The sequence below is a fragment of the Peptostreptococcus faecalis genome, from assembly GCF_900240845.1.
Taxonomy (GTDB): domain Bacteria; phylum Bacillota; class Clostridia; order Peptostreptococcales; family Peptostreptococcaceae; genus Peptostreptococcus; species Peptostreptococcus faecalis.
The window spans coordinates 1,071,659-1,089,441 of sequence record NZ_OERU01000001.1 but is presented as its reverse complement, the minus strand read 5'-3'; the positions used below and the strand labels follow the sequence as shown (position 1 = coordinate 1,089,441).

At 29.2% G+C, this 17,783-nt stretch carries 14 protein-coding genes; 12 read left to right on the top strand and 2 right to left on the bottom strand.

Annotated features, from left to right (window positions below; translation table 11 throughout):
- Position 1: 1 nt before the first annotated feature.
- Both C0982_RS04965 and C0982_RS04960 read right to left on the bottom strand, forming a co-directional pair.
- Positions 2-754: a HEPN domain-containing protein gene (locus C0982_RS04965; RefSeq protein ID WP_101773111.1), complete on the bottom strand. Its 753-nt coding sequence runs from the start codon at positions 752-754 to the stop codon at positions 2-4.
- Positions 747-2,063: an AAA family ATPase gene (locus C0982_RS04960; RefSeq protein ID WP_101773110.1), complete on the bottom strand. Its 1,317-nt coding sequence runs from the start codon at positions 2,061-2,063 to the stop codon at positions 747-749. The genes C0982_RS04965 and C0982_RS04960 overlap by 8 nt, the downstream gene beginning before the upstream one ends.
- Positions 2,064-2,434: 371 nt before the next feature.
- Between C0982_RS04960 and secA the strand changes: the two genes are divergently transcribed.
- From secA to C0982_RS04900, 12 genes are all read left to right on the top strand, one after another.
- Positions 2,435-4,795 (top strand): preprotein translocase subunit SecA, encoded by a 2,361-nt coding sequence (secA, locus tag C0982_RS04955; protein ID WP_101773109.1) that lies wholly within the window; start codon positions 2,435-2,437, stop codon positions 4,793-4,795.
- Positions 4,796-4,914: 119 nt separating this feature from the next.
- The gene (locus C0982_RS04950) at positions 4,915-6,261 is read left to right on the top strand and encodes a hypothetical protein (protein ID WP_101773108.1); all 1,347 of its coding nucleotides are present in this window, start codon (positions 4,915-4,917) and stop codon (positions 6,259-6,261) included.
- Between the two features lie 42 nt (positions 6,262-6,303).
- Positions 6,304-7,683 (top strand): stalk domain-containing protein, encoded by a 1,380-nt coding sequence (locus tag C0982_RS04945; protein WP_101773107.1) that lies wholly within the window; start codon positions 6,304-6,306, stop codon positions 7,681-7,683.
- A 169-nt stretch (positions 7,684-7,852) separates the two neighbouring features.
- Positions 7,853-9,703 carry an N-acetylmuramoyl-L-alanine amidase gene (locus C0982_RS04940; protein WP_101773106.1) on the top strand — a complete coding sequence of 617 codons (1,851 nt, stop codon included), beginning with the start codon at positions 7,853-7,855 and terminating at the stop codon, positions 9,701-9,703.
- 158 nt (positions 9,704-9,861) lie between these two features.
- The gene (locus C0982_RS04935; RefSeq protein ID WP_101773105.1) at positions 9,862-10,956 is read left to right on the top strand and encodes a cell wall-binding repeat-containing protein; all 1,095 of its coding nucleotides are present in this window, start codon (positions 9,862-9,864) and stop codon (positions 10,954-10,956) included.
- Between the two features lie 92 nt (positions 10,957-11,048).
- On the top strand, positions 11,049-11,711 hold the full coding sequence (locus tag C0982_RS04930; protein ID WP_101773104.1) for a sugar transferase: 663 nt from the start codon (positions 11,049-11,051) through the stop codon (positions 11,709-11,711).
- A gap of 15 nt (positions 11,712-11,726) precedes the next feature.
- Entirely contained in the window at positions 11,727-12,497 is a 771-nt protein-coding gene (locus tag C0982_RS04925; RefSeq protein WP_101773103.1) for a glycosyltransferase family 2 protein, read from the top strand.
- 12 nt (positions 12,498-12,509) lie between these two features.
- Positions 12,510-13,322, top strand: coding sequence for a glycosyltransferase family 2 protein (locus C0982_RS04920; RefSeq protein ID WP_101773102.1), 813 nt, complete (start codon positions 12,510-12,512; stop codon positions 13,320-13,322).
- 18 nt (positions 13,323-13,340) lie between these two features.
- On the top strand, positions 13,341-14,528 hold the full coding sequence (locus C0982_RS04915; RefSeq protein WP_101773101.1) for a CDP-glycerol glycerophosphotransferase family protein: 1,188 nt from the start codon (positions 13,341-13,343) through the stop codon (positions 14,526-14,528).
- Between the two features lie 59 nt (positions 14,529-14,587).
- A complete protein-coding gene (locus tag C0982_RS04910; protein WP_101773100.1) occupies positions 14,588-15,682 on the top strand; it encodes a hypothetical protein in 1,095 nt (364 codons plus the stop codon).
- 14 nt (positions 15,683-15,696) lie between these two features.
- Entirely contained in the window at positions 15,697-16,464 is a 768-nt protein-coding gene (locus tag C0982_RS04905; RefSeq protein WP_101773099.1) for a glycosyltransferase family 2 protein, read from the top strand.
- A gap of 20 nt (positions 16,465-16,484) precedes the next feature.
- The gene (locus tag C0982_RS04900; RefSeq protein ID WP_101773098.1) at positions 16,485-17,783 is read left to right on the top strand and encodes a UDP-glucose dehydrogenase family protein; all 1,299 of its coding nucleotides are present in this window, start codon (positions 16,485-16,487) and stop codon (positions 17,781-17,783) included.

Here is a 17,783-nt window from a genome sequence, read left to right as displayed (position 1 = left end):
ATTAATCTCCTTTCTTAGACTCGGAATCGCCTTTAGGTTCGGTATCTCCTTTATAGTTGAGAAGAGAATCTCTTATTTGATAGTTAATAGATTCAACAAAATATTGAATTACATCAATGACATTCTCAACATATTTATAAGTAATGTCATATTTATCCTGGCTATTTGGCATAAAGTCTAGTTCATGTGCAATAATGTTCCTTCTTTCCACAAGATTATCTATAAACTTTTTGAGCTGTGAGACACTATTCAATTCTTTAAAACGCATCATCATCCTTGGCAATATTGCTTTCCAAATATTGAAATTTATTATATAGTTCATATTTCGCTCTATAGCGTATGATTTTAAAATAGTGAATCCAGATATTATCTCATACAAGCTTTCATTTAGTATTTTTTCTTTTTCTTCAATATCATAGCTAGATTTGTCAAATTTATCAAGTAAGCTAATCGGTATTAAAAACTCATCAAAATTCTTTCCAGGAGAAGTATTTCCTTTAAAAATTTGTAGAATCATGACCTTTACTATATCGTGCATATATTTGTCAAGTGCTCCGCATATTAATACTATAGAGTATCTATAAATATTCTTGTCTTCAGGATTTTGTGATAGCAAAACCCTGATTTTGTGAACGTTGTCATGAAAAGATTTTAAAGGCACATTAAAATTACTGTCTATTAAGTCAAGGCCAGTTTTTTTTGGTTTTATACTTGGAGTAGGCCTTTTAAATGAATTTATATGTTTTTTATTCATTCAGTTCCCTCCTAAAATAGTTTAATCCACCATATTTTCCTGATAAATATGCATTTCTAAAATTTTCATTTCTACTTACGTCGTAAATATCTGAAAGAGAATAAATTTTTGTTTCATTAAATTCTTTATCGGCAACATAGACCTGGTCTTTTCTGAGTGATTTCATTTCTAAAAGATCTGTTGTATGTGTGGAAATTACTAGCTGACCACTTTTATTTTCCTGAGGATTTTGGAATAAATCAAGTATATATCTAGATACTAAAGGATGTATGTATGATGTCATTTCATCTATAATTAGCGTTTTTCCAAAGTATAATGCATCATAAATATAAGCATATAGAGCATATATTTTAATCGTACCCTCAGACTCTTCAAATAGATTGAAAACAACATCTCTCTTATTACCGTAAATATCATAGCCTTGCTTGAAGGTATTTAGAGTGTATTCATCAAATTTTGAATCATCATTGTCATCACCATCACTTACTTGTTTTATATTGGGATTGGTTTGAAGTATTTTTTTTACGCCTTGGTTTATATCTTCATAGTCTAAACAATCTTTAACATTTTCTGCGCGTATTTGATTTATATTTGAATAACTAATGTCATTAAGCATTTTAATTAGCTTTACATGAAAACTAGAGTCTTTATTCAAAAGGTACGAAGTTGTTCTTTTTAGATTTTCTTTTGAATCGAATGCATTTTCTATTATTAAAAAATCCTTTTCCATCCAGTCGACAAACTTTGTAACCCTCTCATCAAAAATGCTTAACGTTCCAATTATAGGCTTGTGTAATAAGCTTTCACCAGCGACTTTTTTTATAATAGAAATATCTATATTATAATCAATATTTATAAGATCGGAAGTCCTTTTAAAAAGTGTAACATAATTATCTTTACGATCAATCATTACTAAACTTTCTGATACAATTTCTTTGTTGTTGTAGCTCAAACAGTATTCAAATATAAGTTCATCTATGAAAATTCTTATTTCTGAAGATGTTGGAACTGAGAGATATGAATCATCTAGTTTGTATGGTTTGTATTCAAAAATATTTTTATCTATTAGTGATAAATCGGACACCTTTGAATAAATAATTTGATTCTTAAGAGAACTCATTGCTTTTATTAAATTGCTTTTACCAGATGCATTAAAACCATATATTGTAACAGCAGGCAGCAATTTAAGGTAGCTTTTTAACTTATGTGTCTTAATCTCATATCCGTTTTCTTCATCTGAGGCAATCATAGAAAAAGTAAGTTTATCTTTTATAGATAAAAAATTTTCTATAGTAAAGTCTATAAGCATTCACATACCCTCCAATCGTTTAGTTTATTATAATTTAATTATACTATACCAGCTACTAATAATAAAAGGATAAAATTGGCTATTTAAGCATAAAAAAGAAGGGTTGAAATATTCAACCCTTCTTTTTTTGTGAGAAATACTTAAAAAAGAAATGTGATTTTTAAGTATTTTTATTATACAACAAGTGGGATAAAAAGTCTAATAAATTTTAATCTAATCTTAATTATTGTGGTATAATATAAAAAGCTTGTCTAAAGTAAATTATCTCAATATGGAAATAGACAAGGTACAAAATAGTAAATAATTTATTAATACAAAAGATAATATAGATTATTAATAAAATTAAATATACAGCAATAAAGGAGAATGTTATGTCAGTATTAGATTCGTTTCTTAATAGACAAGATCATAAAGAAATAAAAAAATTAGATACAATAATTGAAAGTATAGAGAATTTAGAGCCTACTATTTCATCTCTTGCAGATGAAGATTTAGCCAAGAAAACCTTGGAATTTAAGGAAAGATTAAAAAATGGAGAAACACTAGATGACTTGCTTATAGAGGCTTTTGCAGTTGCAAGAGAAGCGAGTAAAAGAGTTCTAGGTATGAGACAATATAAGGTACAGCTTATAGGGGGGATAGTTCTTCACCAAGGTAAAATTGCGGAAATGAAGACAGGAGAAGGTAAGACTTTAGTTGCAGTTGCTCCTTGTTATTTAAATGCACTTTCAGGAGAAGGGGTACACGTAGTAACAGTTAATGATTATTTGGCAGAACGTGATGCTGATATGGTAAGACCTGTTTTTGAATTACTAGGTATGAGTGTTGGAACGATAATTACTGGGCAACCACCTCATATTAGAAGAGAACAGTATTTGTGTGATGTTTCTTATGGTACAAATTCTGAATATGGGTTTGACTACCTTAGAGATAATATGGTAGATAGGTTTGAAGATAAAGTTCAACAAAAGCTAAATTTTTGTATAATTGATGAGGTTGATTCAATTTTAATAGACGAAGCAAGAACTCCGCTTATTATATCTGGAGAAGGTGAAGCAATAAGTGATTTGTATTATAAAGCTGATAACTTTATAAAAACACTTGAAGAAGAAGACTATGATTTAGATGAAAAGGAACATACGGTATCTTTAACGGATTCGGGATTTAGAAAAGCTGAGAAGTACTTTAAAATAAGAACTATTACAAACTTAAATAATATTGCAATATACCATCATATCAACCAAGCATTAACTGCACACAAGCTTATGCACATAGATGACGATTACGTAATAAAAGACGGAGAAGTGTATATAGTTGATGAATTCACTGGAAGAATAATGGATGGAAGAAGATTTTCAGATGGATTACATCAGGCTTTAGAGGCGAAAGAAAATGTAGAAATACAATCTGATAATAAGACTATGGCTACAGTAACTTATCAAAATTTCTTTAGAATGTACGAAAAAATGTCTGGAATGACAGGTACAGCTAAAACAGAAGAAAATGAATTTGAAGAAACTTATCATATGAATGTAGTTCAAATTCCTACAAATAAGCCGGTTATCAGAGCCGATTTAAATGATAAAATATTTGCTACTGAAGATGAAAAATTTAATGCAGTAGTTGAAGAAATTAAAAAGACACACAGTACAGGTCAACCGATTTTAGTAGGTACTTCTACAGTTGAAAAATCAGAGCTGCTTTCCAGTTTGCTTAGTAAAGCGGGTCTAAAACATGATATATTAAATGCTAAAAACAATAAAAAAGAAGCAGAAATTGTCTCAAAATCGGGTATGATTGGTAATATTACAATTGCTACAAATATGGCCGGAAGAGGTACAGACATCAAACTTGGTAATGGAGATCCTAAAATGGAACAAGAGGTGAAAAATCTTGGAGGTCTATACGTAATAGGAACAGAAAGACATGAATCAAGAAGAATAGATAATCAGCTTAAAGGTCGTTCTGGTAGACAGGGAGATCCAGGAACTTCAAGAATGTTTGTCAGTATTGAAGATGAAATTGTGAAATTGTATGGTGGAAAGGAAATAAAGAAGTTATCTTCTAGATTGAAGCCAGATGAAATAGGTGCAATTTCTAGTAAAAGACTTACTAGAGCAGTTGAAAATGCACAAAAGGGTATAGAAGGTAAAAACTTCCAACAGAGAAAAGATGTATTGAAATACGATAATGTAATAGATAAACAGAGAAAAGTTATATATGCTGAAAGAGATAAGGTTATAAAGGGGATTGAACTAAAAAATACGGTAATGCAGATGGCAGAAGATACTGTATCTGAGTTTGTTCATAAATACCTTGAAACAAAGCCAAGAAACTATTACAAATTCTACAAAAGTTTATACAATGCATTTATGCCAGATGGAACTCTTTTGATTCCGAATATTGAACAGATGAGTCCGAAAGAAATAATTGAAGCTACGATGGATATTGTGAAGAGAGTATATGAATTAAAAGTAATGATGATCTCGCGTGCAACATTTGAATATCAACAAAAAGAAATTTTGTTAAAAGTAGTTGATACATATTGGGTTGATCACATTGACTTAATGGATCAAATGAGACAGAGTGTGGGATTGGTGTCAGTAGCACAAAAAGATCCAGTAAAAGAATATACTATAGAAGGGTATAAAATGTTTGAAACGCTAAATAGAAAAATAAGACTTGAAACATTGAAGTTTGTATTTAGTTTTGAAGAAGAAGAGAATGAATAAAATTAAAGTATTGCAAAAACTAAGAAGTTGCCTTCTTAGTTTTTGTGGTATTATTGTGATTATATAATTTTTATAAATTATTGCAATTTAATATAATAGTTTTAATAACGGGTGGTTTTATGGAGACAAATAAAATTAAGTATACTTTAAAAAAATACTTACTTATAGTTAGAAATTTCTATAATAAAAAAAGAGAAAAAGATAAAAAATACGAAAATCTAAGAATTAATTCTATTGATGTTCTCAGAGGAATTGCAGTTATAATGGCATTGTTTCTGATAAATCAGGGTCTTGAAGATTCTATTAATACTAATCATGTGGTATCTACGTGGAATGGTATGAATTTTGCGGACGTAATACTACCTATATTTATCTTAGTCATGGGGATGTCGATACCATTTTATGTGAAGAAAAATTATGAAAATGGAGATAAAGTCCTAGAAATCGTAAAAAAGATTATGATAAGGTCAATACTTATATTTATAATTGGATTAGTATACAGTGCTTTATTCGTAGATGCAAGAGGAATTGTAAGATTAACAGGTGGATATCAGTTAATAGCTGTTGTTTATGTAATATGTGCACTATTATATATTTCATTTTTGAAAATTAGAATAAAAAATAACGCACTAACATACGTATTTCTGGTATTTGGTACAATAATATCTATAATATTTACTGCAATAGCATTTGGTGGTAAGGGGATAGAATCTAATGCATTCGTTGTTTTTGATAATATGGTAATAGGAGACTTTTTGAGTGCTTCCAAAGCCGATCCTGAGGGAATATTAGCAACTCTATCCTCATTATCGCTAGGTATGTATGGATTGTCGCTAGGATGCATAATAAATAAAAAGAAAATAGAAAATAAGAAATACATTAATTATATTCGTATAAGTAAGATTAAGCAAAATGGGTTCAGTAAGGAGAATTTGATTCATGATATAAAAAGTTGGATAAATATCAGATCGATAAAAGCTATACTCAGCAATTACTACAGATTGAATGATGAATTGAAAAAAATTGTAAATATGTTTTTATTAGGAATTTTATTGCATGTATTATCACTGATTATAGGAATATGGATTCCTTTGAATAGAAACGTATTTAGTATCACATTTGTTTTAAGGATATCTTCTTATGTATATTTTATAATGACAGTTTTATACGTTGTATGCGATATTGTAAATATCAAACATGTAGTTAAATTTATTCAAAGAATTGGAGAAAATGCTATATTAATTATTTTTACAGTATCTTTAGTTCATAAGTTAATAGGTCTTATAAAAATAAAGTCGATTTACACAGGTACGTGGCTGAATTTTAATAATTGGTTTACTACTGATTTTATTCTACCTGTTACAGGAATAGATACAGCGTCCGCATTCTATGCGGCAGTTATAACTATTATTTGGATAATTATTTTTAATATTTTAGAAAAATATGATATAAAGATAAATATATAATAGTATAATGCAAGGGTAAATTATAATAGTAGTGGAGGCAAGATGTTTAAAGATATAGGAAAAGAAAGAGTTAAAATAAGAATAAAAAAAATAGCTATACTAATAGTATCTTTATTATTAATAATTGGATTTTTTAATCTTTTTAACTATTATGCAAATCAGAAAAAAATAATTTCTGAATTTAAAAATACTAATATCAAAGAAAATTTAATAACTAATAATAAAAAAGTTAAAATGGATAAGCCTTACAAAATTAGAGATGGTATAGTATATGTTCCAGTACTAGAATTATGTGAAAATTTTAAGACAGAAGCAAGTTATAAATTTTTACCTAAAGGAGAAATAGAGCTGAAATATAGAAAAGCTACATATATATTAAAAAGAAATTCTAATGAAGTTAAGTTTTTGAATAATAATAACGTATTAAAAATGGAAGGTGAAGTAGTCTTTGCAGAAAATACTGTGTATGTACCTTTAGACTTTATATATAAAGTATTGGATGTAAATGTTGTTCAAGCGACTGATGGGACTGTATATATGGACAACTATCCTAAAAAATTTAACTATTCATGGGTGAAAGAAAATAGATATATAGCACATGCTTTAGGTGGTATCGATGGAAATTCATATACCAATTCAAAAGATGCTTTGGAAAAAAATTACGAAAAAGGTATACGTGTATTTGAAGCAGATATATCATTGTCTTCTGATAATAAACTGATACTATTCCATTCTTTTGATAAAAAAAGTCTTTCAAATTTGAATTTGCCTCAATCATGGGCAGAAGAAGTTCCGACTGAAAAAGAATTTTTAAATCAAAAGATATTGAACAAATATGAAACTATGAACTTTGAAGAAATAGTCAAGTATATGCAAAAGCATAAGGATATGTATCTTGTTATTGACTTAAAGAAAAATGATATAAAAGATGTTGAGCAAAATTATAAAGAATTAGTAAAAGTAACTAAAAAAATCGACTCATCAGTACTTCACAGAATTATACCTCAAATATATTACGAAGAAATGTATAAGCCAGTAATGAATATATATGATTTTAAATCAATGATTTTCACTACGTATAGAATTGAAGAGTTTGAAGTAAATAAAATTGTTGATTTTTCATATGAACATGGTATAAAAATTGTTGCAATAAATAGATTTAAATTCTCAAAAGAATTGACAAATAAATTAGTTGATAGAGGAATTGGTCTATATATGTTTACTTACAATGATGAAAAAATGATTAGCTTGTTGAGAAATAGTTACGTTAGTGGTTTTTATACAGATTTTCTTCCTAAAGAAAAAATAGATAGAGATTCTGAAGGAAAAGTTGTGATCAAAAAGAATAATAACCAGGTGGATGCTGATGAATCAAGTACTGGAGAAGACAATCAGACTGAAAATGTAAGCTCTGCTAACTAAAAAATATAAGCGAAATGACTGGATGGAAATATTAATAGTTACAAAAAATATAAAAAAATCCATTTAAATTCTTTAAAATGGTTACAAAATGTAACTTATATGTTATAATAGCCTTGACAATTGAAATGTGGAAAACACAGTATGTATATAATTGAAAGGAAGGTGTATTATGAAAAAAATTGCTAAGAAGTTTTTAGCATTGACTATGGTTTTGGTCATGCTGGCATCTTATTTACCTAATTCGATGGCAGATTATGATTCTACAAATAATGTTGAACAATCTACTGAGGCTGTGGTAAACGATGAAGCGCAAAGTGAAGGTGATTCTGAAAATATAGAGGTAAAACTAGGTGTTGGTAAAATTACAGAGGATGGAAATGTAGTTGAAGATACTAATAAAGACTTATCTGCAGATGAATTAAGTGTAGAAAGCAAGCTTAATGCAAACTATGCAAAATCAGCGGCTAACGTAAGTTCAATTTATGGTGCAGATAGATATCAAACTGCGGTACAGGTAAGCAAGAGTGGTTGGCCTAATGGTTCGGATTCAGTAGTTGTTGTAAATAGCAAAAATGTAATGATAGGTCTAATTGCAACACCATATGCTACTATGCTTAATGCTCCTATTCTGGTAACAAATACTAATTCATTAGATTCAAATGTGTCTAATGAACTTAAAAGATTAAAACCTAAGAAAGTATATATTATTGGGGATAGAGACCTTGTATCAAAAAGTGTAGCAGATAAGATGAAAAGTGTAACTGGAGCTACGATCGAGAGAGTATTTGGTTCACAACCAGGTGAATTATCGGCTTCTGTTGCAGAAAGAATTGCAGCTGCTAGAAATGTTGATACAGCATACGTAGTAAGTGGTTCGAATGGTGCGGCTGATGCTTTGAGTATAGCATCAAAAGCTGGGGAAACAAAAAATCCTGTAATTGTTGTTGATAAAAATTCAATCAACGTAAATGCTTATAGCTTCCTAGGAAGTAAAGTTAACAATGCATATTATATAGGTGGAGCTGATTCAATATCAAATAGCCTAATAAATAAAATATCAGGTGTTGTAAAAAATGGAACTACCTCAAATAGAGTTTCTGGTAACGATAGACATGCCACGAATATTGCGGTAATCAATAAGTTCTATAAAGATACAAACTTATCATCATTAGTAGTTACAAAATCTAGCAACAATGACTTAATAGATACTGTTACTGCAGGACCATTTGCTACAAAGAAAAATGCTCCTATATTAATAACTTCTAAGACATCAGTTGCAAGCGTGACTTCTGAATACTTAAATAAAGTTCAGGCTAATAATGTTTACCAAGTTGGTGGAGGAATAAGTTCAAGTGTTATGAATAAAATCAAATCATTATTAGATTCAAGTTCTAGTACTGTTGATGATACAACAACACCTCCAGTAAGTACAAACCCTAACGTACCTGAAAACTCCAATATAAAGGGGAAGACTATAGTAATAGATCCAGGACATGGAGGAAAAGATAGTGGTTCAGTAGGACTTAATGGAATAAAAGAAAAAGATTGGACTCTAATTACAGCTTTAGCATGTGCAGACTATTTAACAAAAGCCGGTGCCAATGTAATTATGACTAGAAAGACAGACACTTATCCAAGCCTAGAAGACAGAGCAGTGTTGAGTAACAAGAATAAGGCGGTTTTCTTCTGTAGCATTCATTACAACAAAGGCGGAGACGTAGTGAATAGTGCTACAGGAGAACAAAGTGGTACAGGTGTAGAAGTATTTAGAGGAGAGGGTGCTCTTGCCAATAAGGCTTCTAACAATGTTATAAACAGCATATTAGAGAAGTTCAATTTAAGAAACAGAGGGAGCAAAGATGGAACGCATTTATATGTAGTAAGAAATACTGATGCTCCAGCAATTTTAGTAGAGGGTGGATTTATATCTAATTCAAAAGATGTAAATATGCTAAACTCTGAAAGTGCATTAAAAACGATGGGAATTCAGATTGCTAAGGGAATAGTTGCTTCATTTTAATGAAATTAAAAAAATATCTTAAAATATTAAAACAGTAAAAAAGGACACATTATAATGTGTCCTTTTTTACTGTTTTAATATTGATTGGCTTATATTGTTTTAAATTATTACTTTTTATAGTATAATGTAATAATGAAAAAGAGAGTAGGAGACTGGATATGAAGAAATACTTAAAATATATTATTATAGCATTAGCTTTGGTAATAGGATATATAGGTGTAGATAAAGTGTTAGATAAGCTATACCTACAACAATATAAGATTAATAGTTATACTGGAGATAGTAGGTTTACAACGGTTAATAAAGTTGTAAGCAAAAGATTTAAAAAGGCAGATACTGCTATTTTGATAAATACAGAATCAATTGATCAAGTAGTGTCAACTTCTTCTTATGCTTACTCAAAGAATATGCCAGTATTTTATATAGAAAAAGAACGAGTATTAAAAGATGTATATGATCAGATGGAAAAATTAGGAGTTAAGAAAGTTGTATTAGTTGGTGGTCCAAATTCAATTGCTCCGACGGTGGAAAGAAGTTTGAAACGCAATGGGTACAAATTTGAAAAAATAATTGAATCACCAGGAATTAACCTTTCACTTAAGATGGCAGAATTGCAAAATTCAGAGAAAAAAATTGACTCAATTGCTGTGGTTACTGGAAATGAATTCGATTTGCCAAACGCGATATCTTTTTCTCCTTATGCACAGAATAAGAATATACCTATCATTGTCATGAGCAATCGAGAAGAGGATGTAGTAAAGTTAAAAGAGTTTATAAATAAGTATAGAATTAAAAAAACATATTTAATTGGAAATGAAGGATATTTTAATACTAACATAGAAAAAATTCTTCCAGAAATGGAAAAAGTGACTGGAAAAGATAGATATGACGTAAATATAAAAATTATAGATAAGTTTTTCAGTGATGAAAATAATGGGAAAGTATATATATCTAAAGGTGGAGAAATATTACATAAAAGACATATTGCATCAGGTCAGTTGATAAATGCAATGGCAATATCACCTTTGGCCGCAGATAACAATGCTCCACTTATGTTTATAAATAATAATTATTTTAGTTCTGAAGAAAATGAAATGATCAAGTCAAAGAGTTATAAAGAAATAAATGAAGTAGGATTTTTAATTGAGAGAAGGAACTTCTTCAATGTTGAACGATTTAAAGTGGCTACTACCGCGTTTCTAATACTCATTTCAGTTGTTATGGCTACTAGAGTTTTAAGAACACGTCGCTAACAACTTGTAAAATAGCACTTTTTTTAGTATAATATTTCGTGGTGTGTAAAACACCTCTGATTATTAAAGCTAGAAAATGAAGGGAGGAAAGTATGTCTTTTAATGAGTATTTAGGAGATGATAAAATATTAAAAGAATACATTGATAAGATAGATTATAGCATAGTGAATAAAGGTAGAGGATTTGAATTATATCAGAGAATATTTGATATAATATTATCATCAGTAGCCTTGATAATAGGTGTTCCAATAATTTTAATATTTGGACTACTAATAAAAATAGAAGATAATGGGCCAATAACATACAAGCAAGAACGTTTAGGTAGAAATGGAAAAGAATTCTATGTCTATAAATTAAGATCGATGAGGACTGATGCAGAAAAATTTGGAGCTCAATGGGCGGAAAAAGATGATCCTAGAATCACAAAAGTAGGGAAATTTATTAGAAAAACAAGAATTGATGAAATTCCTCAATTATGGAATATATTAAAAGGTGATATGGGCATAATTGGTCCGAGGCCGGAAAGATCTATATTTACAAAAGAGTTCGAAGAAATATATCCATGCTTTGTTAACAGATTAGCTATTAAGCCAGGATTAACTGGTTGGGCTCAAGTAAATGGTGGATATGAAATGGATCCTGGTGAAAAATTAGAATATGATTTATATTATATAAAGAATAGAAGTATTATGTTAGATGTAAAAATAGTATTTATGACTGTGAAGGTAGTCTTTACAGGAGAGGGTGCAAGATAGAAAGGATTTATTTTAATGAGCGAAAAATATATTGATAACTTGGTTTCTGTCATAGTACCTGTATATAATGCGGAAGAGTATCTAGCTGAAACATTAGATAGCATACTAGGTCAAACTTATGAAAATATCGAAATTTTATGTATTGATGATATGTCTACTGATAGATCAAGAGATATGCTTAAAGAGTATGCATCTAAAAGTTCTAAGGTCGTGCCGATTCTTCTTGAAAAAAATGGAGGAGTATCTAACGCAAGAAATATAGGAATTGAGAAATCACGAGGAAGATTTATTGCATTTTTAGATAGTGATGATGTATGGTTACCCGAAAAAATAGAAAAGCAAATTAATTTTATGAGAGAAAATAATTATGAATTTACGTTTACTAGTTATCAATTTATTGACTCTGATAGCAATTTGCTAAATACAGTAGTGAAGGCAAAAAAAGAATTATCTTACAATGACTTACTTAAGCACAATGCAATATCATGTTTAACAGTAGTTATTGATAAAAAATATGTAGACAATATACATATGCCTAATATTCATCATGAAGACTACGCTGCATGGCTTAATATATTGAAAAAAGGCCATAAAGCTTATGGTCTTGATGAAAAGCTTGCTCTTTATAGAAAAAGACAAAATTCGCTTTCAGGTAATAAATTAAAAGCAGCAGGCTGGACTTGGAATATACTTAGACATGAAGAAAAAATTGGATTTTTCAAGTCGGTATTTTGCTTTAGTTATTACGCTGTGATTAATGTTTACAAGCATTTTTTATCTAAATAAATAGGAGGACATATGAAATTTAGTTTACTACTAGGAACATATGGATCTAGACTAAAGGATTTAGATTTTTTATTTGATAGCCTAGATAGACAAACATATAAAAATTTTGAAGTGATTGTAGGATCACAAACAAATTTTGATGAAATAGAGGAAATCTTAAAAAAGCATAGCTTTGAATATAAGCATGTTTTTGCAGGAGGAACGGGGTGTGCCGTTAGTAGAAATGCTACTATGGATTTAGCAAGTGGAGATGTATATACTTTTACCGATGATGATTGTTGGTACAAAGATGATGCATTAGAAATAGTGAAAGGTTACTTTGATGAATGTAATCCTGACGTAGCTATATTTCAGCATTATGATCCTAAGAAAAAGAAATCTACAATAAATTATCCTAAAGAAAAAATAATGGGAATAAAAAGATTTCAAACTTTAAAACAAGCTACATTAGATATGTGGTTTAATTCAAAAAGCATTGACTCGCATACACACAAATTTGATGAAAGATTTGGAATAGGAACAAAATACAATTCCGGAGAAGAAAATATATATATAATGGATGCTTACAATGAAGGAAAAAGAAAAATGTTCTATTTTCCGGAAATTGTTGCATATCACCCATACAAGGAAGTAAATTATATTGATGAAAAATCTATGATTGGGAAAGGTCCATTATTTAAAAGATTATTTGGATCCTTTTTAGGATTTTTTATATTTATAGCATTTGCAATAAAAAAGAAAAAAGAAATAGAAAATAATAATGATGGAAAATTTTGGAGTATATTTTCATCTTCTTTAAAAGAGCAAATAAAATTCAAACTATAAGCAAATAAGAGGTTTAGTATGAGCAAAATTAATAAAGTAGTGCGTTTGTCTAAACAAGCGATTGATATGTTGAAATTCAACGAATTGGCAAAAAAATATAAAGATGATAAAAAATATACTGACATGTGGCTGATATCAGAAAGAGGCGTAGAAGCAAAAGACAATGGATATGTTTTTTTTAAGTATTTAAGAGAATCACATCCAGAGATAAATGCTTGGTATGTAATTGATTCATCGTGTACAAAAGATTACAACAAAGTAAAGGATTTGGGAAATATAATCGAATATAACAGCGATGAACATAAAGTAGCATTTATTAATTGTAAATATGCAATATCTACACATACAGGCTTTTTAGAACCTTGGAGCTATAAGCTATATAAGATGATTTTAGATAGAAAAGACAAGAAATTCTTTGTTTTTTTACAGCATGGAGTAATGATGAATGATGCCAGTAAAGATATTAATCATAAAAATATGTTGGACCTATTTATTACGACTACAAAAAGAGAATGTGAAGATATAAGTGGAGATCATTATGGATTTAAAAAAGGAGTTGTAGTTCAAACCGGACTAGCTCGATATGATAGATTAAATGAGTTTTCAGTAAAAAATCAAATACTTCTTATGCCTACATGGAGAAAAGGTATAATTACACCATCGTATCTTAGAGAAGGTATAGGTGATGAAGAGGTTTTTAGAAACTCTGATTACTTTAAATCTCTAAACAGTCTAATAAATAATAAAAAGTTGATTAATATGTTGGAAGAAAATAAAGCTGACTTGATTTTTTACCCTCACTATGAGATGCAACCTTACAAAAGTGCTTTTGAAATTTCAAGTGATAGAGTAGTTATTGCCGATAAAGGTGAATTTGACGTACAAGAGCTGTTAAAGGAATCTAAGTTAATGATAACAGATTTTTCATCAGTAGCTTTTGATTTTGCATATATGAGAAAACCAATAATATATTATCAAAACATACCAGATGATAGATATTTAGATGGATATTTTAATTATGCTACGGATGGATTTGGAGATATAGTTATTGATGAAGATAAACTGGTTTCCGATTTAGAAAATTATTTTGAAAATAATTTTGTTATGGATGATAAGTATTTAAATAGAGTAAATATGAGTTTTAATATGAGAGATGACAAAAACTCTGAAAGAATTTACAATGAAATTATTAAATTGAAAAAGTAATTTGGATATTAATAATTTCTAGGAATGTTATAGATGGAATAGAAAAGAGGTACATATTGATGAATAAAGATAAATGGAAAAATGGTATAGGGATTTTAATCATTTTTCTAGCAGTATTTAAATATTATGGAACGTATTTTTCACTTCCTAATATGTCAAAGTACATTATGATTGTATCTTTGGTTCTGGCAACATTATTAATTTTTGAAAATAGAAAAAATTACAATATAATCCATTTTGCCTTTCTAGGTTTGGCAGGTATTCAATTTGTTCTCTCTAAAAATATTACAATGGTATATACTTACTATTTATGTTTAGGTCTTTTTGCACTTGAATTTAGAACAGTTATTAAGTGGTTTATAATTATAAGTACCGCTTTATTTTCTATATATTTACTAAGTAATATTCTAGGGATACATCCAACTGAATACCTAGAAGGTAGAAATGACTTTGGATTTGGTAATCCTAATACAGCGTTTATCAGCATGTTTATGATTTGGTCTGCATTTTTCTATTATATATTTTACAGCGAAAAAAAGATTGATTTTATAGTTCTTTTTTTAATGATATTTTTAATGTATACGCAAACAATGACAAGAACAGGGCTTTTGACAGCTATATTGACTGTAGTAGCATTTATTATATTGAAATTAGTTGATGTTAGAAAAAAAATACCAAGTTATTTAATAGCATCATTCCCAGCACTTATGTCACTTTTGAGTGTAGTTATAACTGTTTTTTTGAGCAATAACTACCTTATCAATAAAGTGCTTTCACACAGGCCTATATATTGGAACTCTTATTTAATGCATTCATCAAAAGGTATCAATTTATTCGGATATGCACCTAATATAAGAGATATACTTTTTACACAAAGAATGCCGTTAGATAGTGGATATATTTGGTCTTTATATAGTATGGGTATTGTTGTATTTGTAGCATTGATTGCAATGATGTGTTATACTTTATACCAGCTTTGTTTAGAAAACAAAAAAGATGAAATACTACTGATAGTAAGTATTTTGATATATTGCTTTGCTGAAAGTATAATGGTAGATTTACCTACAAATATTGGATTAATACTGATTGTTTATGGAGTATCAAAAGTTAGAATAAAAAGCATTTTTCCAGTAAAGAAATCGAAAAGAGTTTAACGAGGAGAATTCATATGAAAGAAAGTTTGGTATCAATTATTACACCAGTATATAATGCCGAAGAGTTTATATCTCAAACAATTGAATCAGTTCAGGCACAAACATATGAAAACTGGGAAATGATATTGATAGATGATTGTTCTACTGATTCGTCAGCTGAACTTATTAATAAAAAAGTTGAAGAAGATAGTAGAGTTAAATATATAAAACTAGATAAAAATTCTGGAGCCGCAGTTACCAGAAATACCGGACTTTCTGTCGCAAATGGTAGATATATTGCTTTTTTGGATAGTGATGACATCTGGAAACCAGATAAGCTTAAATTACAGCTTGAGTTACTTAATGATAAAAAAGTTGGATTTTGTTTTACATCATATAGATATGTTTTACAAAATGGAGAACCAATGAATAAAGTTGCTAGAGCTCCAGAAAAAATTGATTACAATGGACTTCTAAAAAATACAATAATAGGATGTTCAACAGTTTTGATTGATAAAAAAATTATTGGTGATTTTAGAATGACTGACGTAAGAAGAGGTCAGGATACTGCAACATGGCTACAGCTTCTTAAAAGAACTAAGTTTGCATATGGTATATATGATGATTTAGTTTGGTATAGAGTTGTAAGTGGATCTCTGTCAGATAATAAGTGGACGGCTATTAAAAGAACATGGAACACTTATAGAAATGTAGAGCATTTGAGTTTACCTAAAGCTATGTATGTATTTGTATTTTATGCGTATAACGCACTTAAAAAGAGAATTAAAAAAGAGAGAGATTAAAATAGATTAAGGAGGAACATATGAAAATAGCAATAGCAGGAGTTGGATACGTAGGGCTAGTCACAGGTGTTTGTCTTGCAGAAAAAGGGCATCATCACATAGTCTGTGTAGACGTAGACAAAGACAAAATCAAAATGTTAAATGATGGAATTCCTCCAATATATGAAAAAGATTTAGAAAAAATGATGAAAGAAGCAAAAAATCGTGGAAATATTGAATATACCACTGATTATGCTTATGCATATAGTGATGCTGATGCAATATTCATTGCAGTTGGCACTCCAGAAAGAAGCGATGGATCTGCAAATTTAGATTATTTAAAAAAAGTAATAAAACAAATTGCTGAATCAGCACAAAAAGATATACTTGTAATAGTAAAATCTACTGTTCCAATAGGTACAAATAATTTTGTAGAAGAATATTTAAAAAAAGAAATAAAAAGAAATATAAGAGCTGAAGTGGCATCAAATCCAGAATTTTTAGCACAAGGAACAGCTGTAAGAGATACATTAGAGGCATCTAGAATTGTTATTGGTGTAGAGAGTGAATGGGCAGAGGAAAGAATGTTAGATATATATAAATCGTTCGATAATCCTTTTGTCATAACAAATAGAAATTCAGCTGAAATGGTTAAATATGCTTCAAATGATTTTTTAGCATTAAAAATTTCTTATATGAATGATATAGCGAACTTGTGTGAAATAGTGGGTGCAGATATTGAAGATGTTGCTTTGGGTATGAGTTATGACGATAGAATAGGGAAAAACTTTTTAAAGCCAGGTATTGGATATGGTGGGTCTTGTTTTCCAAAAGACACCAAAGCTTTACACTGGTTGTCAAATACAAATGGATATGAGTTAAAAACAATAAAAGCGGCAATAGAAGTCAATGAGCTTCAAAAAATGAAATTAGTAAGACAAGCATCAAATATGATTGATTCATTCGAAGGATTAAAAGTTGCAGTCTTAGGTTTGACATATAAACCAGGTACAGATGATTTACGTGAAGCGCCTTCAATTGTAAATATTAAATATTTGTTAGAAAGAGGTGCGAATGTTCATGTCTATGATCCTGTAGGTATGGAAAATGCTAAAGTAATATTTTCAGATAGTATAATATATGAGAATAATATTGACTTGGCAATTGCAGATGCTGACATGTGCTTCATAATGACAGAGTGGGATCAAATAAAAAAATACGATATTAAAAATTATGAGAAATTGATGAAAAGAGCACTAGTCTTTGATGGAAGAAATTGTTATGATTTAGAAGAAATAAAGGAAACTAATATAGAATATTATTCAATAGGAAGGCAGTAA